General features: G+C 71.5%; 25 protein-coding genes and 1 riboswitch. Of the genes, 11 read left to right on the top strand and 14 right to left on the bottom strand.

Annotated elements, in window-relative coordinates; all coding sequences use genetic code 11:
- Positions 1-63: 63 nt before the first annotated feature.
- From F4558_RS02565 to F4558_RS02555, 3 genes are all read right to left on the bottom strand, one after another.
- The gene (locus F4558_RS02565; RefSeq protein WP_053658681.1) at positions 64-1,443 is read right to left on the bottom strand and encodes a glycine--tRNA ligase; all 1,380 of its coding nucleotides are present in this window, start codon (positions 1,441-1,443) and stop codon (positions 64-66) included.
- Between the two features lie 115 nt (positions 1,444-1,558).
- The gene (locus F4558_RS02560) at positions 1,559-2,038 is read right to left on the bottom strand and encodes a hypothetical protein (protein WP_167943064.1); all 480 of its coding nucleotides are present in this window, start codon (positions 2,036-2,038) and stop codon (positions 1,559-1,561) included.
- Between the two features lie 24 nt (positions 2,039-2,062).
- Complete coding sequence (locus F4558_RS02555) at positions 2,063-2,404, bottom strand: antibiotic biosynthesis monooxygenase family protein (protein WP_053658677.1); 342 nt, start codon at positions 2,402-2,404, stop codon at positions 2,063-2,065.
- A gap of 27 nt (positions 2,405-2,431) precedes the next feature.
- Between F4558_RS02555 and F4558_RS02550 the strand changes: the two genes are divergently transcribed.
- The 7 genes from F4558_RS02550 (at position 2,432) to F4558_RS02520 (ending at position 6,721) form a co-directional block, all read left to right on the top strand.
- Positions 2,432-2,689, top strand: a complete 258-nt coding sequence (locus F4558_RS02550) for a hypothetical protein (RefSeq protein WP_053658675.1) — start codon at positions 2,432-2,434, stop codon at positions 2,687-2,689.
- Between the two features lie 54 nt (positions 2,690-2,743).
- Positions 2,744-3,697 carry a metal ABC transporter substrate-binding protein gene (locus F4558_RS02545; RefSeq protein ID WP_167943063.1) on the top strand — a complete coding sequence of 318 codons (954 nt, stop codon included), beginning with the start codon at positions 2,744-2,746 and terminating at the stop codon, positions 3,695-3,697.
- Positions 3,694-4,455 (top strand): metal ABC transporter ATP-binding protein, encoded by a 762-nt coding sequence (locus tag F4558_RS02540; protein WP_167943062.1) that lies wholly within the window; start codon positions 3,694-3,696, stop codon positions 4,453-4,455. Before F4558_RS02545 ends, F4558_RS02540 begins: the two co-directional genes overlap by 4 nt.
- A gap of 2 nt (positions 4,456-4,457) precedes the next feature.
- Positions 4,458-5,324, top strand: a complete 867-nt coding sequence (locus F4558_RS02535; RefSeq protein WP_053658687.1) for a metal ABC transporter permease — start codon at positions 4,458-4,460, stop codon at positions 5,322-5,324.
- Between the two features lie 18 nt (positions 5,325-5,342).
- Positions 5,343-5,642, top strand: a complete 300-nt coding sequence (locus tag F4558_RS02530) for an ArsR/SmtB family transcription factor (RefSeq protein ID WP_053658669.1) — start codon at positions 5,343-5,345, stop codon at positions 5,640-5,642.
- Positions 5,639-6,037, top strand: coding sequence for a Fur family transcriptional regulator (locus F4558_RS02525; protein ID WP_053658667.1), 399 nt, complete (start codon positions 5,639-5,641; stop codon positions 6,035-6,037). The genes F4558_RS02530 and F4558_RS02525 overlap by 4 nt, the downstream gene beginning before the upstream one ends.
- Before the next feature lie 75 nt (positions 6,038-6,112).
- Positions 6,113-6,721: a hypothetical protein gene (locus tag F4558_RS02520; protein ID WP_053658665.1), complete on the top strand. Its 609-nt coding sequence runs from the start codon at positions 6,113-6,115 to the stop codon at positions 6,719-6,721.
- Positions 6,722-6,736: 15 nt separating this feature from the next.
- On the opposite strand, the gene F4558_RS02515 is transcribed toward F4558_RS02520, so the two are convergent.
- The 5 genes from F4558_RS02515 to F4558_RS02495 form a co-directional block, all read right to left on the bottom strand.
- Entirely contained in the window at positions 6,737-8,758 is a 2,022-nt protein-coding gene (locus F4558_RS02515) for an acyl-CoA dehydrogenase family protein (RefSeq protein ID WP_167943061.1), read from the bottom strand.
- A 108-nt stretch (positions 8,759-8,866) separates the two neighbouring features.
- Complete coding sequence (locus F4558_RS02510; RefSeq protein ID WP_053658661.1) at positions 8,867-9,370, bottom strand: DUF6328 family protein; 504 nt, start codon at positions 9,368-9,370, stop codon at positions 8,867-8,869.
- Between the two features lie 166 nt (positions 9,371-9,536).
- Positions 9,537-10,286, bottom strand: a complete 750-nt coding sequence (locus tag F4558_RS02505; RefSeq protein WP_053658659.1) for a sugar isomerase domain-containing protein — start codon at positions 10,284-10,286, stop codon at positions 9,537-9,539.
- Complete coding sequence (locus tag F4558_RS02500; protein WP_167943060.1) at positions 10,283-11,089, bottom strand: AAC(3) family N-acetyltransferase; 807 nt, start codon at positions 11,087-11,089, stop codon at positions 10,283-10,285. The genes F4558_RS02505 and F4558_RS02500 overlap by 4 nt, the downstream gene beginning before the upstream one ends.
- Before the next feature lie 23 nt (positions 11,090-11,112).
- A complete protein-coding gene (locus tag F4558_RS02495) occupies positions 11,113-11,943 on the bottom strand; it encodes an alpha/beta fold hydrolase (protein ID WP_053658654.1) in 831 nt (276 codons plus the stop codon).
- A 98-nt stretch (positions 11,944-12,041) separates the two neighbouring features.
- Positions 12,042-12,146: riboswitch (TPP riboswitch) on the top strand.
- A gap of 75 nt (positions 12,147-12,221) precedes the next feature.
- Between F4558_RS02495 and F4558_RS02490 the strand changes: the two genes are divergently transcribed.
- The 3 genes from F4558_RS02490 to F4558_RS02480 all read left to right on the top strand — a co-directional run bounded on the left by F4558_RS02490 (position 12,222) and on the right by F4558_RS02480 (position 15,376).
- On the top strand, positions 12,222-12,809 hold the full coding sequence (locus tag F4558_RS02490) for an ECF transporter S component (RefSeq protein ID WP_053658652.1): 588 nt from the start codon (positions 12,222-12,224) through the stop codon (positions 12,807-12,809).
- 205 nt (positions 12,810-13,014) lie between these two features.
- Positions 13,015-14,430 carry an ABC transporter ATP-binding protein gene (locus tag F4558_RS02485; protein WP_167943059.1) on the top strand — a complete coding sequence of 472 codons (1,416 nt, stop codon included), beginning with the start codon at positions 13,015-13,017 and terminating at the stop codon, positions 14,428-14,430.
- Between the two features lie 145 nt (positions 14,431-14,575).
- Entirely contained in the window at positions 14,576-15,376 is an 801-nt protein-coding gene (locus tag F4558_RS02480; RefSeq protein ID WP_167943058.1) for an energy-coupling factor transporter transmembrane component T family protein, read from the top strand.
- 244 nt (positions 15,377-15,620) lie between these two features.
- Here F4558_RS02480 and F4558_RS02475 read toward each other — a convergent pair whose 3' ends face one another.
- Positions 15,621-16,031, bottom strand: coding sequence for a hypothetical protein (locus F4558_RS02475; protein ID WP_167943057.1), 411 nt, complete (start codon positions 16,029-16,031; stop codon positions 15,621-15,623).
- Positions 16,032-16,546: 515 nt separating this feature from the next.
- Between F4558_RS02475 and gnd the strand changes: the two genes are divergently transcribed.
- Positions 16,547-17,989, top strand: coding sequence for an NADP-dependent phosphogluconate dehydrogenase (gnd, locus tag F4558_RS02470; protein ID WP_053656131.1), 1,443 nt, complete (start codon positions 16,547-16,549; stop codon positions 17,987-17,989).
- Positions 17,990-18,133: 144 nt separating this feature from the next.
- On the opposite strand, the gene F4558_RS02465 is transcribed toward gnd, so the two are convergent.
- From F4558_RS02465 to recO, 5 genes are all read right to left on the bottom strand, one after another.
- Positions 18,134-18,895 (bottom strand): pirin family protein, encoded by a 762-nt coding sequence (locus tag F4558_RS02465; RefSeq protein WP_053656130.1) that lies wholly within the window; start codon positions 18,893-18,895, stop codon positions 18,134-18,136.
- Positions 18,892-19,119 (bottom strand): hypothetical protein, encoded by a 228-nt coding sequence (locus tag F4558_RS02460; protein ID WP_053656157.1) that lies wholly within the window; start codon positions 19,117-19,119, stop codon positions 18,892-18,894. Before F4558_RS02460 ends, F4558_RS02465 begins: the two co-directional genes overlap by 4 nt.
- 594 nt (positions 19,120-19,713) lie before the next feature.
- Positions 19,714-19,899 carry a hypothetical protein gene (locus tag F4558_RS02455; RefSeq protein ID WP_053656128.1) on the bottom strand — a complete coding sequence of 62 codons (186 nt, stop codon included), beginning with the start codon at positions 19,897-19,899 and terminating at the stop codon, positions 19,714-19,716.
- A 66-nt stretch (positions 19,900-19,965) separates the two neighbouring features.
- The gene (locus F4558_RS02450; RefSeq protein ID WP_053656126.1) at positions 19,966-20,778 is read right to left on the bottom strand and encodes an isoprenyl transferase; all 813 of its coding nucleotides are present in this window, start codon (positions 20,776-20,778) and stop codon (positions 19,966-19,968) included.
- A complete protein-coding gene (gene recO / locus F4558_RS02445) occupies positions 20,775-21,653 on the bottom strand; it encodes a DNA repair protein RecO (protein WP_053656124.1) in 879 nt (292 codons plus the stop codon). The genes F4558_RS02450 and recO overlap by 4 nt, the downstream gene beginning before the upstream one ends.
- Between the last annotated feature and the right edge of the window lie 31 nt (positions 21,654-21,684).

The following is a 21,684-nucleotide window of genomic DNA, read 5'->3' as shown; positions in this document are numbered from 1 at the left end:
AACGGAGTTAGGAAGGGGCCCCTTCTATACCTGAGGCGTTAGAAAGGGGCCCTTCCTTACACCTCAGCAGCCGGGGAGGCGCTCGATCAGGTAGCGCTCCACCTGGTCCAGGGAGACGCGCTCCTGGGTCATGGTGTCCCGGTTGCGGACCGTCACGGCGTTGTCGTCGAGCGTGTCGAAGTCGACGGTGACGCAGAACGGGGTGCCGATCTCGTCCTGCCGGCGGTAGCGGCGGCCGATCGCCTGCGAGTCGTCGAACTCCACCACCCAACGCTTGCGCAGCAGCGCGGCGAGGTCCTTGGCCTTCGGCGACAGCGCCTCGTTGCGCGACAGCGGCAGCACCGCCACCTTGACCGGGGCCAGCCGCGGGTCGAACCGCATCACGGTCCGCTTGTCCACGCCGCCCTTGGTGTTGGGCGCCTCGTCCTCGTCGTACGCCTCCAGCAGGAAGGCGAGCACGGCCCGGGTCAGACCGGCGGCGGGCTCGATGACGTACGGCATCCAGCGCTCACTCTTGGTCTGGTCGAAGTACGACAGGTCGACGCCGGAGTGCTTGCTGTGCGTGGAGAGGTCGAAGTCGGTGCGGTTGGCGACACCTTCCAGCTCGGCGAACTCGGTGCCGCCGAACTGGAAGCGGTACTCGATGTCGACGGTCCGCTTCGAGTAGTGGGAGAGCTTCTCCTTGGGGTGCTCGTAGAGACGCAGGTTGTCCGCCGAGAGGCCCAGGTCGAGGTACCAGTTCCAGCGCTCCTGGAGCCAGTACTCGTGCCACTGCTCGTCGGTGCCCGGCTCGACGAAGAACTCCATCTCCATCTGCTCGAACTCACGCGTACGGAAGATGAAGTTGCCCGGGGTGATCTCGTTGCGGAACGACTTGCCGGTCTGGGCGATACCGAACGGCGGCTTCTTGCGGGCGACCGTCTCGACGTTCTTGTAGTTGACGAAGATGCCCTGCGCGGTCTCGGGGCGCAGGTAGTGCATGCCCTCGTCGCTCTCCACCGGGCCCAGGTACGTCTTCATCAGGCCGTTGAACATCTTCGGCTCGGTGAAGGTGCCCTTGTTGCCGCAGTTGGGGCAGTTGACCTCGGCGAGTGAGGTCGGCGCGTGGCCGTGCTTGGCCTCGTACGCCTCCTCGATGTGGTCCGCCCGGAACCGCTTGTGGCAGAACTGGCACTCGGTGAGCGGGTCGACGAACTCGGCGATGTGGCCGGACGCCTCCCACACCTTGCGGGCCAGGATCACTGCGGAGTCGAGGCCGACCACGTCGTCGCGCTGCTGGACCATCGTCTTCCACCACTGCCGGCGGACGTTCTCCTTGAGCTCCACGCCGAGCGGACCGTAGTCCCACGCCGATCGGGTGCCTCCGTAGATCTCGCTGGAGGGGAAGACGAAGCCTCGGCGCTTGGCGAGGCTGACGACGGCGTCGATACGGTCTGCTGGCATGTTTCCTCCTACGCCGGCTGGCGGTCGGCGGGGGCGAGATATGGATGGATCGGGCGGTTCGGGACAACGGTACGTCCACCGTCACCCCGAGCGACAGCAGAATACCGGGGGCGGGTCAGCTCACCCCGCAGACCTCCATGCTGCCGGTCTGACCGTCCTGACCCAGTGTGACCTGCTGTCGTTCCCGGCCGCCGCCGGAGAGCGTCACGTCGACGGGCACTGTCAGGTTTGTCGTGTCGACCTCACCGACCCGGAACGTGGTTACCTGCGGCTCGGCGGCGGCCCTGCGCTCGAACTCGGGGCGTGACTCGCGCCGCTGCGCGTCGTCGCAGAGCTGGTCGTACGCCCGCCCGTAGTTCCGATCGACGAGGGCCTGGTAGTAGTCGCCGGTGACCGTGCGCCCCTGCTCCCGGATCGCCTGCACGCCGCTGACGGCCAGGCCGACGACGGCCGCGCCTCCCCCGCCGCAGCAGAGCAGGATGGCGAGAGCGCCGACGCCGAGGCCGATCCAGAGCCGGGTCCGGCGGCCCTCGGTGGGCGGCGCGGCGAACGGCGGAGCCACACCGGGACCGGGCGGCGGGGCGGGTGCGGTCATAGGAGCAGGGTAGTGCCCGACGGCTCAGCGGTAAGGACCAGCAGCCCGATCACTCTCGGCGACCACCACTGCCCCGCCGGGCGCGGCGTTGGCAAGCGCCTCGTACGCGGAGGGTTCGTCGACCGATTCGGCGAGCAGCGGCACGGCGCTGACCTTGACCTCGAAGGCGCCCAGGGCACGCCGGTAGGTGCCTACCGACTCCCACTCGGTGAGCAGTGTCCAGTGCCGGGGGTCGTCAAGCGCCCGCAGGAGTTGACCTCGCAGGTAGCCGGGGCGGGCGGCCAGCGCGGTGAGGGCCGCGTGGGCCCGTTCGGTGAAGTCGTCGGCGACATCGACGTCGACCACGAACCGGTTGGTCACCAGCACCGGGCGCCTCCTCGTAGAGTCTGTGGGATGCAGCGTACGCAGCGCCCTCTGCTGGCCCGGTTGGCCGGGGCCAACCCGACATCGGTGTTTCTGCTCACCCTGGTGGTGGTGCTGATCGCGTTCTTCACGCCAGGCGTGATCGGCGGGCTCTTGACGCTGGCGCTCGCCGCTGCCCTGATCGCCCTGTTGGCGACCACCTGGGCGGTTCAGGCGCCGCAGACCCGGCTCATCCGACTGTTGATGTTGACCCTGCTGGTGACTGTGGGCCTCGCGAAGCTGCTCTGACATGCAGCTATGCGTTTTTGACAATCATTGTCGTTGCCACGGACAGTTGGGGGCATGAGCAACCGCACCACGTCCCGTGTCCTGGCCGCCGCGACCGCCCTGCTCGTCCTGGGCGCGGGGGCCGGCTGCTCCAACGGCGGTCCGGCCGGCGCCGATCCGCAACGGGTCGACGTGGTGGCCGCGTTCTATCCCCTCCAGTTCCTCGCCGAGAGGATCGGCGGTGACGCGGTCCGGGTGACCAACCTGGCCCGGCCCGGCGCCGAGCCCCACGACCTGGAGCTGAGCCCGAAGCAGGTCGGCCAGGTAAGCGACGCGGAGTTGATCGTCTACCTGAAGGGTTTCCAGCCCGCGGTCGACGAGGCGATCGCGCAGAGCGGCGGCGACCGGGTGTTCGACGTGGCTAGCGTGCAGCCGCTGCTGGACGTGAGCGCCGGCGGCCACGACCACGACCACGGGGACGACGAGCAGGGCGAGGAGGAGCACGGCGGCGGCAAGGATCCGCATGTCTGGCTCGACCCGACCCGGCTGGCCGGCATCGGCGATCAACTCGCCAAGCGGCTCGGCGAGGCCGACCCGGCCCACGCCGCCGACTACACCACCCGCGCCGCCGCGCTGCGCGCCGACCTGACGCGGCTGGACGGCGAGTTCACCGAGGGCCTGCGGACCTGCCAGCGGCGGGAGATCGTGACCAGCCACACCGCGTTCGGCTACCTGGCCGACCGCTACCAGCTCGAACAGATCGGCATCACCGGGCTGAGCCCGGACGTCGAGCCCTCGCCGCAGCGGCTCGCGCAGGTCATCGAGGAGGCCAAGGAGCACCAGGCGACCACGATCTTCTTCGAGACCCTTGTCAGCCCCAAGGTGGCCGAGACCATCGCCGGTCAGGTCGGCGCCAAGACCGCGGTGCTCGACCCGCTCGAAGGACTCGCCGCCGGCAGCGACGCCGACTACCTTTCGGTGATGCGTACCAACCTGGAGACCCTGCGGACGGCGTTGAGCTGCTCGTGAGCGCGCCCGTGATCAGCGTCGAGCACGCGGTGGTCGGCTACGACGGCCGCCCGGTGCTGCGGGATGTCTCGCTCAACGTGACCGCCGGTGAGGTGGTCGCGGTGCTCGGCGCCAACGGCTCCGGCAAGTCCACGTTGATCCGCGCCGTGCTCGGGCTGGTGCCGCTGAGCACCGGCTCGATCAGCCTCTTCGACCAGCCATTGCGCCGGTTCCGGCAGTGGCAGCGCATCGGGTACGTCCCGCAGCGCCTCGGCGCGGGCGGCGGCGTACCGGCGACGGTCCGCGAGGTCGTGGGCTCCGGCCGGCTGGCCCGTCGAGGGTTGCTGCGCCCTCCGGGCGCTGCCGATCGGGCCGCCGTCGACGCCGCGCTGCGCGCGGTCGGGCTCGCCGACCGGGCCGCCGACCCGGTTGCCACACTCTCCGGCGGCCAGCAGCAGCGCACACTGATTGCCCGTGCGCTCGCGGGCCGACCCGAGCTGCTGATCCTCGACGAGCCCACCGCCGGCGTGGACGCGGCAAGCCAGGAGGCGTTCGCCGGCGCGCTGCGCGACTTCGTCGGCGACGGCGGGACGGTGCTGCTGGTGGCCCACGAGTTGGGCCCCCTGCGGCCGGTGATCAGCCGGGCTGTCGTCGTACACGAGGGTGGTATCTGTCACGACGGCCCGGTGCCGGACCCGGCCGGCCACCACGCGGAGCCCGACCACGACCACGTGCACCCGCACGGTCCCGACGAGCCCGCCGGGCTGTGGAGCAGCTGAGCATGGAACTCTTCCAGTACCCCTACATGCAGCGCGCCCTGATCGCCGCGCTGGTGATCGGCTTGGCCGCGCCAGCGCTCGGCATCTACCTGGTGCAGCGCAGGCTGACACTGATCGGCGACGGCATCGGGCACGTGGCGTTGACAGGCGTCGGCGCGGGCCTGTTGCTCAACCGCTCGCCGGTGCTGGTGGCGGTGATCGTTGCCACCGCCGGTGCGGTCGCCATCGAGCTGGTGCGCGCCCGCGGGCGTACGTCCGGCGACCTTGCCCTGGCTCTGTTGTTCTACGGCGGCATCGCCGGCGGTGTGCTGCTGGTCGGGCTCTCCGACGCGACGAGCGCGAATCTCAACGCCTACCTGTTCGGGTCGCTGACCACCATCTCGGCCACCGACCTGACCACCATCGTGATCCTCGGCGGGGCGATCCTCGTCGCCATGATCGCGCTGCGGCCGGCGCTCTTCGCGGTGAGCCACGACGAGGAGTACGCCAGGGTCTCCGGCCTGCCGGTGCGTACCCTCAATCTGCTGATCGCGGTGACCACGGCGATCACCGTGACCATCGCGATGCGGGCCGTCGGAGTGCTGCTGATCAGTGCGCTGATGGTGGTCCCGGTGGCCACCGCGCAGCAGGTCACCCGTGGCTTCCGCAGCACGATGACCGCCGCGATGGCGCTCGGCCTCTTCGCCGCCGGCACCGGTGTCTGGGTGGCGGCGACCGCGGACACCGCGCCGGGCGCCTCGGTGGTGCTTGTGGCGATCGCCTCCTTCCTGGTGGTGGCAGTGGGCGCGGGAATCTGGCGGACGCTGCGTCGCCGGGCCGCACCGGCCTCCGTGGCGCCCGCCGAGCCGCACGAGGTGGTGCTCGGCTGAATTGGTTACCGTTGCAGAATGACCACCGCTACGGGTTACGAGGGCTTCGACGGGGCGAGCGAACTGCTCCGCGCCCTCTCCGCACCCATCCGGCTGGCCATCGTCAGCGAGCTCGCCGGCGGCGAGCGGTGTGTGCATGAGCTGGTGGAGAAGCTCGGTGCCGCGCAACCGCTGGTCTCCCAGCACCTGCGGGTGCTGCGCGGCGCGGGCGTGGTGCGGGGGTCCCGCCGGGGCAGGGAGATCGCCTACAGCCTGGTCGACGAGCACGTGGCGCACATTGTGGCGGACGCGGTGAGCCACGCCGGGGAGGGATCATGAACGAGAGCGGCGCCGCGGTGCGCAACACCCGGCAGCGCTCGGCGGTGAGCGCCCTGCTGGGCGAGATGGAGGGCTTCCACAGCGCGCAGGACCTGCACGCGATGCTCCGGCAACGCGGTGAGCGGGTCGGCCTGACAACCGTCTACCGGACGTTGCAGGGGCTGGCCGACGCGGGCGAGATCGACGTGATGCGCCCGCCGGGCGGCGAGCACCTCTACCGCCGGTGCAGCCAGGGCCATCACCACCACCTGGTGTGCCGGGTGTGCGGGCGTACCGTCGAGGTGGCCGGGCCTGCGGTGGAGAGCTGGGCCGACCGGGTTGCCGCAGAGCACGGCTACGCAGAAGTCAGCCACACACTGGAAATCTTCGGCACCTGCCCGACCTGCGTGCGTTGAAAGCCGCGTCCCGGCCCTCGTAGATCGTGCCTCCACATCTGCATTAGTCGGGCCGTTCGTGGCACGCTGTCCGGCGTGAAGATCTACGCTGATCGCTTTCCGACCGCCGCCCGCCAGTTGCTCACCGACCTCCTCGTCGTCGCCTGGGTGTACGTCGCGATCCGCGGCGCGCTCTGGCTGCACGACCTTGTGCAGAAACTCGCCGTACCTGGGCAGAAACTGGAGGGCGCCGGCGGTGGCCTCGCCGACAACCTCGCCGACGCCGGCGGCAAGGTTCGGCGGGTCCCGCTTGTCGGCGATGAGCTGACCGCGCCCTTCCAGCGGGCCGCCGACGCGGCCCGGGGGCTCGCCGACGCCGGCCGTGACCAGCAGCACCTGGTCGACCAGCTCGCCTTGGCGCTCGCCGTCGCGGTGCTCATCTTTCCGCTCGGCATCGTGCTGTTCGGTTGGCTGCCGCTGCGGCTGCGGTGGATGCGCCGCGCCGGATCGGCCGCGAAACTGGCCGACGGGCCGGCCGGTCGGGACCTGCTCGCCCTGCGCGCGCTGGCCACCCAGCCGCTGGGCCGTCTGACCCGGATCGCGCCGGACGTCGCCGAGGCCTGGCGGCGCGGTGACGACGACACAGTGGATGCCCTGGCCGCGCTGGAGTTGCGCCAGCTCGGCCTGCGCGGCCGAGCCCGCTGAGCCCGGCCGACGGGGTCAGGGCTTCGGCGGGATGCGGCGGCGGACGTCCTCGGCCGTGGACGGGCCGGGCGTCCAACGGGCCACCCAGGGCAGCTCGTCGGACGGGGTGATGACGCCCTCCTCCAAGCTGGCGTAGCGGCCGGCGAGGATCCGTTTCGCGGCGGTGGTGTCGACCGAGTCGGTGTTGTCCCACAGGGCGGCGAACAGCGCGTCCACCCGGACCCGTGCCTGCCGGCAGAACAGGTCGGCCAGCTCCACGTTCTCCGGTCGGCTGCCGCGCTCGGCCGTCGCCCGGACGCAGACCGCCGACATCGCGAACAGCTCCGCGCCGATGTCCACGATGCGGCCGAGGAACGCCTGCTTGCGTTCCATCTTTCCCTGCCAGCGGGACATCGCGTAGAACGTCGACCGGGCCAGCTTGCGCGACGAGCGCTCCACCTGGCGCAGGTGTGCGGCCAGCGGCCCGAACTCGGCGTACGCCGAAGGGCTCTGCCCCCGACCGACCGCGAGCGTGGGGAGCCACTTCGCGTAGAAGGCGCTCGCTCGGGCGCCCGCTCGGGCCTTGCGGCCGAGCCCCGCATCCGGGTCGATGATGTCGCCTGCCACCGACAGGTGGGCGTCGACCGCCTCCCGGGCGATCAACAGGTGCATGATCTCCGTCGAGCCCTCGAAGATCCGATTGATCCGCAGGTCACGCATCATCTGCTCGACGGCTGCGGCGCGCTCGCCACGGGCTGCCAGCGAGTCGGCCGTCTCGTAGCCGCGCCCGCCCCGGATCTGGATCAGCTCGTCGGCGATCTTCCAGGCCATCTCGCTGGCGTACAGCTTGACGAGCGCCGCCTCGATCCGGATGTCGTTGCGGTCGTCGTCGGCGAGCAGGCAGCACAGGTCGAGCATGGTCTCCATGCCGTACGTGGTGGCCGCGATGAAGGAGAGCTTCTGGGCGACGGCCTCGTGCTCCCCCACCGGCCGGCCCCACTGGACCCGGTCGGCGGCCCACCCCCGGGCCACGTTCAACGCCCACTTGCCAGCGCCCACGCACATGGCAGGCAGCGAGAGCCGACCCGTGTTCAACGTGGTCAGGGCGATCTTGAGGCCCTTACCCTCGCCGCCGATGACGTTCTCGGCCGGTACGAACACGTCGTGGAACCGGGTCAGGCTGTTCTCCAGGCCGCGCAGACCGACGAACTCGTTGCGCCGCTCCACTGTGATGCCCGCGCTGTCACCGTCCACGACGAACGCGGTGATCCCACCGCGCCGACCCTCGCCGGCCGGCACCCGGGCCATCACCACGAGCAGGGTGGCCACGATGCCGTTGGTGGCCCACAGCTTCACCCCGTTGAGCCGGTAGCCGGTGCCGTCCTCGGTCGGCTCGGCGGTGGTCGCGAGCCGGGCCGGGTCGGAGCCGACGTCCGGCTCGGTGAGCAGGAACGCGGAGACCTCACCGGCGGCGAGCCGAGGCAGGAAGCGTTGCTTCTGCTCGGCGGTGCCGAACATCTTCAGCGGTTGCGGCACGCCGATCGACTGGTGCGCGGAGAGCAGCGCGCCGATCGCCGGGCTTACCGAGCCGGCGAGCATCAGCGCCCGGCAGTAGTGCAGGTTGCTCAGGCCCAGGCCGCCGTACTTCCGGTCGATCTTCATGCCGAACGCGCCGAGGTCGGCAAGGCCGTGGAACACCGAGTCCGAAATGGAGGCGTCCCGCTCGATGGCCTGTCCGTCCACTTCGGAGGCGAGGAAGTCGCGGAACCGGCCGAGGAAGTCCTCGGCGCGGGCCTCGTCGTCCGGATCGGAGCGCGGCCACGGGTCGATGAGGTCGAGCCGGAACCGCCCCAGGAAAAGCTCCTTGCCGAAGCTGGGCCGGTCCCAGGTGGACTCCCGGGCCGCCTCGGCGACCTGCCGGGCTTCCTTCTCGGAGACCTGCCCGGCCTCCTCGGGCAGCGGCGCGGCCGCACCGGCGGTGCCCGCCTGGGCCGCGTCGACTGCGGGGTTGGAGTCAGGACCGTCCGGTGCCGGTCGGCCGTTCTGCGTCGTGGTCACGGCTGCCCCCTCGAACCTCGGTGCGGCTGCGTCGACGTGCGCGACTACCGCCACGCTACCTCCGCTTGTTACCAAGGGGTAGCGCAGCGTACGTCCGGATCGCCGTCCTCAGCGACCGCTGAGCATCTCCGGGTCGTCATCGTCGTCGTCGATGTCGTCCTCGCCCCAGCTACGCCGGGAGAACGGCAGGATCGCCCAGAACGTGAGGAACCAGAGCCCGGTCAGGCCGCTGAGGATGAAGGCGATCGGCCGGTCCAGCACGAAGTCGGTGATCAGCAGAACCGCGCTGACCATCGAGATCAGCATGAAGGCGAGCCCGCCGCTGGCCATCCGGTGCGCGAAGCGGACCAGCTCCGGCTTGCGCCCCTGCCGGAACAGCGCCCTGTGGAACGCCACCGGCGAAATGATCATCGCGGTGGCGGCGGCCGCGGCGATCAGGGCGACGATGTAGACATCCCGCTGGAACTCGCTGGTCCGGGTGAATCCGTTGCTGAACGGCAGGGTCAGCAGGAAGGCGAACAGGATCTGCACGCCCGTCTGGGCGACCCGCAGCTCCTGTAGCAGATCGGCGAAGTTGCGCTGCCAACGCTGCTTCTCGGTCTCCGTCGACACGCGCTACCTCCGGTGAGACGCTACTGCCGACGGAGCGGTCCGCCGGCAGCAACGCCAATGCCCCACACGACTGAGCGCGAAACAGGTTCACGACATCTGCCGGTCACCGCCAGGACACTCCGCTGGTCACGCCACCGCCCTCGCCGAGCGCCGCCCACGCGGGCGTTCAGGAGCCGCGGCGGATGCGGCCCGCGTAGCGGGCTTCGAGCTCGGTGTTGTGCGCGTCGCCGTCCGGGATGTTCGCCGACAGGTAGACCGGGGGCCGCTCCCCCGCCGCCAGCAACCGAGCAACCACCTCCACGGTGACCTGTTGGGCCAGCAGTGCCGCCGTGATCGAGGAGACCGCGCCGACAGCGCCACCGCCGGGCAGCGGCAGCGTCGCATCGCCGTACGGTGCGCCGTTGTCGAGCACCACGTCGGCCAGGTCGGCCAGCTTGCGACCGGACGGGTGGCGGGAGGTCATCCGGCCGGAGTGCTGCACGGAGGTGATCGCCACGAGCCCATGCCCCCGCTGCTTGACGAGCGTGGCGAACTCGACCATGGCGCCGTTGACCCCGGAGTTCGAGGCGAGCACGAAGACGTCGGTGGGGCGTACCGGGGCCAGCTCGTAGAGCCGGTGCGCCACGGCCGGGTCCCGTTCCAGCAGCGGGCCGAGCCGCTCGGCCGGCTCGCCACCGATCAGCACCAGGTCGCGCAACGCGATCCGGTTGGTCGGCACCAGGCCACCCGCCCGGCCGGCGATCTCCATGGCGAGGGCCTCCGAGTGGCCCGTCCCGAAGGCGTGCACCACCCCGTCGGCGCGTACGGCGTCGGCGATCAGGTCGGCGGCCCGCCCCACCGCCTCCCGCTGACTGGCGGCCACCCGGCCGATCGTCTCGGTCACCACTGCCAGAAAGTCGTCGGCGCTCACGCTCATGTGTCCTCCGTCGTCCGGTTGCGGGCCATCCACTGCACCGCGAAGTCGACAGCCGCCCGCTGGCGTACCAACCTCGCGGTTCCGGCGCCCACCGAGCCGACGCGGACCACGCCGGTGGCCTCCAGGGCCTGGCCCAGCGTGCCGAAGTCGCTCTCGTCGAGCCTGATGTCCTGCCACCACACCCACTCGCGGCCACCGTCGGGTATCCGCACCGCCGCGCCCAGCCGCTCACGGACCGGCGCGGGACGACGGTACTCGGCCAGGTGCAGCGACGTGTTCACGCTGTGGTCCACCCCGAGCAGCAGCACGTCGGCGTCCAGGTCGTAGAGCCGGTCCAGCGGAGACTGTGCGCCGAGCATGTCGGCCAGGCCGTGCCCTGCGACGACCTGCTCGGCGGCCGGGCCGAGCGCCGCGAACGACACCTGGGGATGCGCGCTGCGCAACGCGCCGGGCCAGCCGCGAACCGTCTCGGCGAGCACGCCCATGTAGCGGCTGGGGGTGACCGCCGGGTCGAACCCCGGCATCTCGGCCCGGATCAGCGGCCACCAGTCCACCGGAACCGGCGGGTTGCGCCACTGCGCGGGGTCGCTGTTGTCGGGCGTGTGGGTCGGCACCACGATCGTGCCGTCCGGGCCGAGCGCGTCACGCAGGGCGAGCACCACCGCGTGCGGTCCACCGCAGACGAAACCCAGCGGGCGCAGGGCCGCGTGCACAAGCACTGTCGAGCCGGGACGTACGCCCAGCAGGCGCAGCTGCGCGGCGACCGAGCGCCGGGTGCCCGGCCCGCCGGGGTACGTCGTCACGGCGCTCCTTCGATCGGCACGGCTCAGGCCGTCCCGGCGACCCGGGCCAGGATCGCCTCGGCGAGCGGGCCAGGGGCGGCGTCCGGGATCCAGTGGGTCACCCCGGGCAGCGGTACGAAGCGGTAGTCACCCGTGACGTTGGCGGCGCACGCCTCGGCGGCGGTCCGGCCGATGGCGATGTCCCGGTCACTCCACACATAGGTGGTGGGCACCGCGACCGGGCCGACGGCGGCCAGGTCGGCCCGGGACATGGCCCGGTACCAGTTCAGCGCGGCGGTCAGGGCACCCGGCTCGCGCATCGGATCGGCGTAGCGGTCCACCCGGGGCGCGTCGCCCACCCCGCCGAGCATCTTGCGCAGCGCCGTCGCGTTGAACGCCAGCAGCACCTTCTCGGCCTTGCCGGGCTGGCGGAACAGCGCGATGTACGACGAGCGGGCCTTCTGCTCCGTGTCGGTGCCGAGGGCGTGGGCCATGGCCGCCGGATGCGGCACTGACACGGCGGTGAGCGTACGGACCCGTTCGGGGTGCTCGGCCGCCAGCGCCCAGGCAACGATCGCGCCCCAGTCGTGTCCGACCAGGTGGACGGCGTCCAACCCGAGCGCGTCGAGCACTGCCACCGCGTCGGCGGCCAGTTCGGGGATCCGGTAGTCGGCCACCGCCTCCGGCCGCGCGCCCGGCGAGTAGCCACGCTGGTCCAGCGCGTACGTGCGCAGCCCGGCGGTGTGCAGCGCCGGGACGACCTCGTCCCACTCGCCGCTGTGCTGCGGGAAGCCGTGCAGCAGCAGGACGGGCGCGCCGTCTGCCGGACCACCGGTGCGTACCTCGAAGGTGAGACCTCGCGCGTCGACCTGCATGATCGTGAGCCTACCGAGCCGACGCCGGGCCGGCCGGCTGCCGGGACTCCCTGCTGGGCTGTCACCCCAGGTCGGTGCTAGCGTCAGCGAGACAACTTCACATCCGACAGGGGAGCGCACAGCGCTGAGAGTGCGGGCACGCCCGCAGACCCTCGAACCTGATCTGGGTAATGCCAGCGCAGGGAGTTCGGTCGACCTCCAGCCGCGCCGTCGTCCGGTGCCACCGGGCGCGCGGCGTGCGTCTTCTCCTGGTTCGTTCACTGAACTGGGAGCAAAGCATGGACAACACCACCAACCGATGGCGGACCATCGACATCGTGGTCGCCTCGGTGATCGCTGTCGCCTTCGGCGTCATCTTCTGGGCCTGGGGCCTGGTCTGGAGTGCCACCGAGGGCGCGTTCGCCTTCTTCCCGCCGGCGCAGACGCTGATCTACGGCGTCTGGCTGATGCCGGCCGTCGTCGGCGGCCTGGTCATCCGCAAGCCCGGCGCGGCGCTCTACTGCGAGACGGTGGCGGCGGTCGTCTCCGCGCTGCTGGGCAGCCAGTGGGCCGGCACTGTGATTCCGCAGGGGATCGTTCAGGGCATCGGCGCCGAGTTGGCCTTCGCCGCCTTCCGCTACCGGTCGTTCCGGCTGCCGACGGCGGCGCTGGCCGGCGCGTTGACAGGTCTCAGCGCCGCGCTGTTCGACTTCTTCGTCTGGAATGTCGAAACCGAACTGGTCAACTACCGCATCCCGTACGCGCTGCTCACCATCGTCAGCGCCACTGTGATCGCCGGCATCGGCGGCTGGCTGCTCACCCGGGCCCTTGCCAACACCGGCGTCCTGGACCGCTTCCCAGCAGGCCGGAACCGAGCCCTCGTCTAATCCCTCACCTTCCCCGCCCCTCCCGTCCCACCCACTCACTCACTCACTCACTCACTCACGTCGATCATGAGGTTGACGGGCGGATGGATCGCCCAAGCCCCCGTCAACCTCATGATCACCGGGCAGGGTGGAAGGGGTGCAGGAGGCGGGCGGGGGCAGGGGGCGGGGAGGGCTGGGCAGGGTCGGGGCGGGTAGGGGGTGGGTGGTGAGCGCGGTTCTGCTGCGCGGGTTCGGGTGGCGGCACGCTGGGCGGCGCGCCTGGGCCGTGCGCGGGGTTGACCTGCGGGTGGAGGCCGGGGAACGGGTGCTGCTGCTCGGACCATCGGGGGCCGGCAAGAGCACGCTGCTCAGCGCCCTGGCCGGGCTGCTGCCCGAGGACTCCGGCGAGCAGGAGGGCACCGTCGAGATCGACGGGCTCGACCCGCGCAAGGGCCGGGAACGCGTCGGCATCGTCTTCCAGGACCCGCAGACCCAGTTGGTGATGGCCCGCTGCGGCGACGACGTCGCGTTCGGTCTGGAGAACCGGGGCGTACCGACTGCCGAGATCTGGCCCCGGGTCGACGAGGCGCTGCGTCGCGTCGGCTTCCCGTACTCCCGGGACCGCAACACCGCCGCACTCTCCGGCGGCGAGCAGCAACGCCTCGCCCTGGCCGGCGCCCTGGCCCTGCGCCCCGGCCTGCTGCTGCTCGACGAACCGACCGCCAACCTCGACCCGGCCGGCGCCGACCTGATCCGACAGGCGGTGGCCGGCGCCCTCGACGCGGACACCACGCTGATCCTGGTCGAGCACCGGGTCGCCGAAGCGCTGCCACTAGTCGACCGGGTAGTCGTCCTGGAACCCGGCGGCGGAGTCCGCGCGGACGGCCCACCCGAGGAGATCTTCGCCGCGCACGGCGCCACCCTCGCCGACGAGGGCGTCTGGGTGCCGGGTCACCCTGTCGTGCCCCGGCCAGCGACCGCCACCCCGGGGGATCTCTTGCTCACCGCCGACCGGCTCGGCCTGCCACCCCGGCTGGGCCCCACCAATCTGGGGGTACGCGCCGGCGAAGCACTCGCCGTACGCGGACCGAACGGCGCCGGCAAGTCGACCCTGGCGCTGCTGCTCGGCGGTCTGCTCAAGCCGGGCACCGGCCGGGTAACCGCGTCCGCCGAGCTGGCCGGGTCGGACCACCGCACTCCCCCGCACCGCTGGCGGGCACCCGCGCTCGCCAAGCGGATCGGGTCGGTCTTCCAGGACCCGGAGCACCAGTTCGTCACGAGCACCGTCTTCGACGAGCTGGCGCTGGGTCCGCGCCGGACCGGTCAACAGGAGGCGGCCGTCAAGGACACCGTGGCAGAACTGCTGGAACGGCTGCGGCTGACCCGGCTCGCCGCTGCCAACCCGTACACCCTCTCGGGTGGGGAGGCGCGGCGGCTGAGCGTCGCGACGGCCCTGGCCACCGCGCCACGCCTGGTGATCTGCGACGAACCCACCTTCGGTCAGGACCGGCGGACCTGGCGGGAACTGGTCGACCTCTTCGCCGACCTGCGCGACGCCGGGCACGGCATCGTCACGGTCACCCACGACGCGGACTTCGTCGCCGCGCTCGCCGACCGCACCGTCACCCTGGAGCGACAGTGACCACGTGGGGTGGGAACCTCGGCGGCGGCCCTGCCCGGCCGCACCGCCACCCGGTAGCGACCGCGACCACCCAGGACGCCGATCTCGACGGCGCTGCCCGACCGCGCGACCCAGGAGCGACCGCGCCGACCCGAGGTGACATCCGATGATCAGCATCGAGCCGGTCGCCGCTCCCGGCGCGCCGCTGGCCCGGCGGAACCCGGTGGCGAAGGTCGCCGCCGCGCTGGTCTTCTCGTTCACCCTGCTGGCCACCCTGGACCCGGTGGCCCCGGCCATCGCCATCGCCGTGGAACTCGCCGTGCTGCCGCTGTTCGGCGTCCGCTACCGGGTGCTGGCCCGGCGGGCCCTGCCACTGCTGCTCAGCGGCGCCGGCATCCTCGTCACCCTTGTGCTGTTCGCCGCCGACAGGTCCGGCCGGGTCCTGCTGGACGTCGGACCGGTGATGGTGACCACCGGCGTCCTGCTCACCGCGCTCGGCCTTATCCTGCGGGTGTTCGCGGTGGCCCTGCCCGGCGTGATCGTCTTCGCCACCACCGACCCCACCGACCTCGCCGACTCGTTGATCCAGAACGCGAAGGCGCCGCCCCGGTTCGCCATCGGGGCGCTGGCCGCATTCCGGCTGGTGCCGCTGCTCGGCCAGGAGTGGCAGATGATCAGCATGGCCCGGAGGGCACGCGGCGTCGACGCCGGGCGCAATCCCGTGGCGAAGCTGCGACTGTTCGCCTCCACCGCGTTCGCGCTGCTGGTCGGGGCGATCCGCCGAGGCACCCGGCTGGCCGTCGCGATGGACGCGCGCGGGTTCGACGCCGACACACCACGTACCGTCGCCCGCCGCCAGCGCTTCGGCCCCGCCGACGGACTGCTCATCGCCGTGGCTGTCGTCCTGGCCGGCGGCGCCCTGACCGTCAGCGTCCTGCTCGGCACCTTCCGCCCGTTGATCAGCTGAGCGCGCCGCTGCATCGCGCTCCAAGATCCGCACAACATCAGGGATGTAGTGCCCTCGCTGCCAGACGAGGCCACTACATCCCTGATGTTGTCGTCACCGTCCGCCGGGCGGCGTCCGCGTCCGCTGCGCGCGGGCGAAGCGCGGCGGGCGGCGTCCCCGACGCGCGGCACGCGACGCACGGCACGCGACGCACGGCCCGCAGTGGGCGGCCCACGCCGGACAGCGCGCGGCGGGGCGGGATCGGTCAGCTGCGGCGGAAGGCGTAGCGGCGCGGTTGGCCGGCCTGCTGACTCTTGCCACCGGAGCGGCCTCCGCCGCCGTGCGGCGGTCCGGCCGTCGGTGCCGCAGGTCGTCCGGCCGCCTTCGGCAGGTCGGCCACCGTCGGCGCGTCGACCGCGGCCGGCACGTCGACCGGCGGCACAAGCTCACCCAGCGCCACCGCCGGCACCGCCGGCTCGACCAGCACCGCCGGGTCGTTCGACACCGCCGGCTCGACCAGCAGTGCCGGCACCGCCGGGTCGACAAGCGCCGGCTCGACCGCGAGGCCGAGGTCGGAGCGGGTCGGCTGGAGCGGGCCGCGCTTGGCCGCCGGGTCGGTGCCGAGCGGCGTTGCTCTGGGGGTACGGGACTTCTTCGGGTTGCGCCTGGCAGGCATCCGGGCCTCCTTCGGTGCCGACCGTCACGGCCGGTCCCGCGCTCCGGCGGTCGGTCGGATCGGCTGGTGACCGTCGCAGCTCGACGGTCGAGATGGGGAAGAGACAGCTCACCGGGACCGCCAACCACCGAATGCGATGGCGAGTACGCGGACGCCCGGGAGCGCACGGACCGCGACGCGGGGCGGCGGGCCGGCTCGGAAACGGGGCGTCAGTAGCGCATGACCGCACACTATCCGGTGCTGGAGGTCGGCACGACCGGTTTTCCTGGCGCGACCGGTGACAGGCGCCCTGCACGATCGGTAGTGGCTGTCTGGCGCGATCAGTCACGGTTCCTGACGCGACCGATGGCGGCGCGACGCCGGGAGTGCGTGTCGTGCGGTTGAGCGCCGGGTTAGGCAACGGCGGAAGCTGAGCGGTATCAATCAGTGACCGCCTGTCGACCAGCGTTCCCGCACTGCGCGCAGCGCGATACCGTCGCAGCAGGACTGCACGACGGCGAGAGGTGGCAGCACGGATGGCTCAGCAGGCGACAGCGCAGATCGGCGTGACCGGGTTGGCGGTGATGGGTCGCAACCTGGCCCGCAACCTGGCCCGCAACGGTTTCACCGTGGCGGTGCACAACCGTTCACCCGAGCGCACCCGCAGCCTCGTCGCCGAGCACGGTGACGAGGGCACCTTCGTTCCCGGCGAGTCGATGGCCGACTTCGTGGCGTCGCTGGAACGGCCCCGCGCGGTGATCGTGATGGTCAAGGCGGGTGCGCCCACCGACGCGGTGATCGACGAGTTGGTGCCGCTGCTGGACGAGGGCGACATCATCGTCGACTGCGGCAACGCCCACTTCGCCGACACCCGCCGCCGGGAGGAGGCGCTGCGCGCGAAGGGGCTGCACTTCAGCGGCACCGGCGTTTCCGGCGGCGAGGAGGGCGCGCTGCTCGGGCCGAGCATCATGCCGGGCGGCTCCGACGAGTCGTACGCCAAGCTCGGTCCGATGTTCGAAAAGATCGCCGCCCAGGTGGAGGGCGTGCCGTGCTGTGTGCACGTCGGGCCGGACGGCGCCGGGCACTTCGTCAAGATGGTGCACAACGGCATCGAGTACGCCGACATGCAGCTCATCGCCGAGGCGTACGACCTGCTCCGGGCCGGTCTGGGCGCGAAGCCGGCGGAGATCGCGCAGATCTTCCGCGACTGGAACGAGGGCGAGTTGGGCTCGTTCCTCATCGAGATCACCGCCGATGTGCTCGCGCACACCGACGCGGCCACCGGCCGCCCCTTCGTAGACGTCGTGCAGGACCGCGCGGAGCAGAAGGGCACCGGACGGTGGACCGTGCAGAGCGCCCTGGACCTGGGCATCCCGATCACGGGGATCGCCGAGGCGACGTTCGCCCGCTCGCTGTCCGGGCACGTCGACCAGCGCGAGGCGGCACGTCGGGCGTTCCCCGACACCGGTGACCAGTGGCAGGTGACCGACCGGGACGCCTTCGTCGAGGACGTCCGCCGGGCGCTGCTCGCTTCCAAGATCGTCGCGTACGCGCAGGGCTTCGACCACATCCGCGCCGGCAGCCAGGAGTACGACTGGAACATCGACCTCGGCGGCACGGCGACGATCTGGCGGGGCGGCTGCATCATCCGCGCCCGTTTCCTCGACCGGATCCGTGAGGCGTACGACGAGCAGCCCGACCTGCCGACGCTGCTGGTGGCGCCGTACTTCGCCGAGGCGGTCGGTGCCGGCGTGCCGAGCTGGCGCCGGGTGGTGGCCGACGCGACCCGGGCCGGGGTGCCGACGCCGGCGTTCTCGTCGTCGCTTGCGTACTTCGACGCGCTGCGCGCCGAGCGGCTGCCCGCCGCGCTGATCCAGGGCCTGCGGGACAATTTCGGGGCGCACACCTACCAGCGCGTCGACCGCGAAGGCTCGTTCCACACCCTCTGGGCAGGCGACCACACCGAGTCCCCGGCGTAACCACCGCTCCCTGCTCCCTGCTCCCTGCTCCCCGCTCCCTGCTCCCCGCTCCCCGCTCCCCGCGATCTTGCACTTTCGGACCTCGGAACGCGGCCTATGCGCCGTTATGACCGGGCAGAAAGTGCAAGATCGCGGGGACGGGCCTCAGGCAAGAGTTGCGTGCATTTCCCAGACCAGGATTTCGGCTGGCTCGTCGGCGGTTACCCTCCGGCCGCCGGTCCTTGTGAGTCGGGCCGCGTCGCCGGTGCCTAGCGGACCGCTGCCCTCCAGGGTCACCGTGCCGTTGGGCACGTACAGGTGCACGAAGGGCGCGTCCGGGAGGGTGACCTCGTCGCCGGGGGTGAGCCGGGCGGCGTGCAGGGTGGCGTACCGGTTGCGGATCCTGATGGCGGACGCGCCGTCGTAGCGGTCCATCCCGGAGGCGACCGGCACGAGACCGCCCCGCAGCAACTCGTCCTCGATCTCCAGCTGCTCGTAGCCAGGCTCGATGCCCTGTTCGTCGGGGAGCACCCACATCTGCACGAAGTGCACGGGGTCGTTGTGCGGCTCCTGGTGGTTGAGCCGCCAGGCGTCGTTCTTCTCCGAGTGCAGGATGCCCGTGCCCGCGCTCATCCGCTGCGCCAGACCCGGGTAGATCACTCCCGAGTGGCCTGTGGAGTCCTGGTGCACCAGGGAGCCGCGCAGCACCCAGGTGATGATCTCCATGTCCTGGTGTGGGTGCGTCTCGAAGCCGGCGCCGGGGTGGACGACGTCGTCGTTGTTGACAAGCAGCAGACCGTGGTGGGTGTTGGCCGGGTCGTAGTGCCGGGAGAACGAGAACGAATGCTTGGAGTCCAGCCAGGAGATCCGGGTGGCGAAGCGGTCTTCGGCGCGGCGCAGGTCGACCGCAGGTGCGGGCGCGGTCACCAGGCCCGCTGACCGGCGTCCGGGGTCGACGGCGCCCAGGTCAGCGCCGGGTCGCCGGTGGCCAGCTCGGCAATCTCACCGGTACGCACTTGGGGCGTGTGGCCGAACTCCGCGCAGTGCTGCTCGGCGATCTCGGCGCAGATCTCGGCCACCTGCTCGCAGAGCGGATCACCCAGGTCAGCCGCGTTCAACGCCATGATCATCTTGTACCGGAGATCCCGCATCTCCACCCCCGCACGACGGCGTACGTCTCCGCCCGACCCTACCTCCGCCCCACCGCCCCCCACCTCGAAACAACCGACCACCCCGAACGCCAAAGAAGCAAACCCGCCCTCGCCCTCGACCCCGACCCGCGCCCCAGGCCCGCGCCAAGCCCTCACGGCGTCGATCATGGAGTTGTGGTGCCTGATTCAAGGCTATAAAGGGCTTTTGTGAGGCACCACAACTCCATGATCGACCGTGCGTGGTGGGGCGGGGCGGGGCGGGGCGGGGCGGACGAGTGGACGCGAGCGAGGACGGGAGCGCGACCGAGAGCGGGCGCGAGTGCAAGCGGAGCGGGCGCGGGGCACGAGCAGGCGCGGGGCACGAGCAGGCGCGGGGCACGAGCAGGCGCGGGGCACGAGCAGGCGCGGGGCACGAGCAGGCGCGGGCGAGTGAGGCACAGGGGCGGGGCCGCGCGGTGAGGAAGGTCGGCATCGTTCGAGTCGCGGACACGCGAGGTGGACACGCGAGGTGGACGCACGAGGTGGACACGCGGCTTGGGGGATATGGTGCGGCGCCGCCTCCGTGGTGCGGGGGCGGCGCCGGGGGTAGAGGGGTCACCAGAGGCGGCGGCGCTTCGCCTTCTGCGGGCGGATCATGTCGGCGCCCTTGGTGAGCATCCGGGTCAGGCCGGAGGAACCGCGCCGGGCCTCCAGGGTGTGGCTGAGGCGGCGGGCACCGGCCGCGGCCACTGGCACCGCGATCGCCATCACCGCCCACTGTGCAATGCGCTTCTGGATCATGTGGGTTCACCTCCGTCAGTGGCTCCTAACGTTCCTGGTACCCACTGTGACGTGCCGGTAAGCCTCTCAGCCCACCGGGGCGACAGGGTTGGGCAGCGCGCCTCCGAAGCGGCGGTCCCGCTGGGCGTACAGCTCGCAGGCGTACCAGAGGTGTCGGCGGTCGAAGTCCGGCCAGAGCGTGTCCAGGAAGACCAGTTCGGCGTACGCGGTCTGCCAGAGCAGGAAGTTGGAGATCCGTTCCTCCCCGGAGGGGCGCAGGAACAGGTCCACTTCCGGGATCTCCGGGTGGTACAGGTATTTCGCCACGGTCTTCTCGGAGACCTTCGCCGGATCGAGCCGGCCGGCGGCCACGTCCCGGGCGATCGCGGCGGCGGCATCGCCGATCTCGGCCTGCCCGCCGTAGTTGACGCAGAACTGGAGGGTCAGCGTCGAGTTGCCCCGGGACATCTCCTCGGCGGTCTGCAACTCGGAGATGACGCTCTTCCACAACCGGCCGGGCCGGCCCGACCAGACCACCCGGACACCGAGGTCGACCAGCTGGTCACGGCGGCGGCGGATGACATCGCGGTTGAAGCCCATCAGGAACCGGACCTCGTCCGGTGAGCGCCGCCAGTTCTCGGTGGAGAACGCGTACGCCGACAGGTAGGGGATGCCCATCTCGATGGCGCCTTCGATGGTGTCGAAGAGGCTGTGCTCCCCCGCCTCGTGGCCCTTGGTGCGGGGCAGCCCGCGTTCCTTGGCCCACCGGCCGTTGCCGTCCATCACCACTGCCACGTGCTTCGGCACCGCCTCGGTGGGCAGCGCCGGCGGCCGGGCACCCGACGGGTGCGGTGTCGGTGGCGTCGGCTCACGCCGGCCGGCCCTCGTCGATCGAATCACTCGGCTCTCTCCCTGTTCGCACCGTCCACCCCGGCCGCACCGTCACGGCGTGGCCGAGGCGCCACGGCCCCGGCGTCGTCGTCCGGCAGCGGGGCCGAGCCGGCCGCCGAGGGACCCCGATCGACCAGCGGCAGCGAGCGTAGCGCGCGTTCCAGGTGCCACTGCAGGTGCGCTGCGACAAGGCCGCTGCACTCCCGGCGTACACCGGTCTCGGTGGCGTCGGCGACCACCCAGTCGCCGGTGGCCAACGCGGACATCAGGTCGATGGTGGCCGGCGCGGGGTGGGCCGCGCCGGGTGGCCGGCAGTCCGGGCAGACGGCGCCGCCGGCCGGCACGGAGAACGCGCGGTGCCGCCCGGGGGTGCCGCAGACCGCGCAGGCGACAAGCGCGGGCGCCCAGCCCGCAAGGGCCATACCCCGCAGCAGGTACGCGTCGAGCACCAGGGTGGTGGCGTGCTCGCCCCGGGACAGCGCCTTCAGGGCGCCCACTGTGAGCTGGAACAGTCGCAGCGAGGGCTCCCGCTCGACAGGCGTCAGCCGCTCGGCGGTCTCGGCGATCGCGCTTGCCGCCGTGTAGCGGGAATAGTCGCCGAGGAACCGCTTGCCGTAGAGGTCGATGCCCTCGACCTGGCTGACGGTGTGCAGCGAACTGCCGTGGTTGCCCTTGGGGTCACCGGCGAGTTGGAGGTCGACGTGGCCGAACGGCTCCAGTCGGGCGCCGAACTTGCTTGTGGTGCGCCGGACGCCCCGGGCCACGGCGCGCAGTCGGCCGTGCCGGCGAGTGAGCAGTGTGATGATCCGGTCGGACTCGCCGAGTTTCTGCACACGCAGCACCACCGCGTCGTCGCGGTAGAGCTGTCGGCGATACCCGGCCATCGGGCCATTCTCCCTCGGGGTGCGAAATCAG

The organism is Micromonospora profundi (assembly GCF_011927785.1).
GTDB lineage: Bacteria > Actinomycetota > Actinomycetes > Mycobacteriales > Micromonosporaceae > Micromonospora > Micromonospora profundi.
Note: the sequence above shows the minus strand (reverse complement) of the source record. Positions and strands in the feature narration are given on the sequence as shown.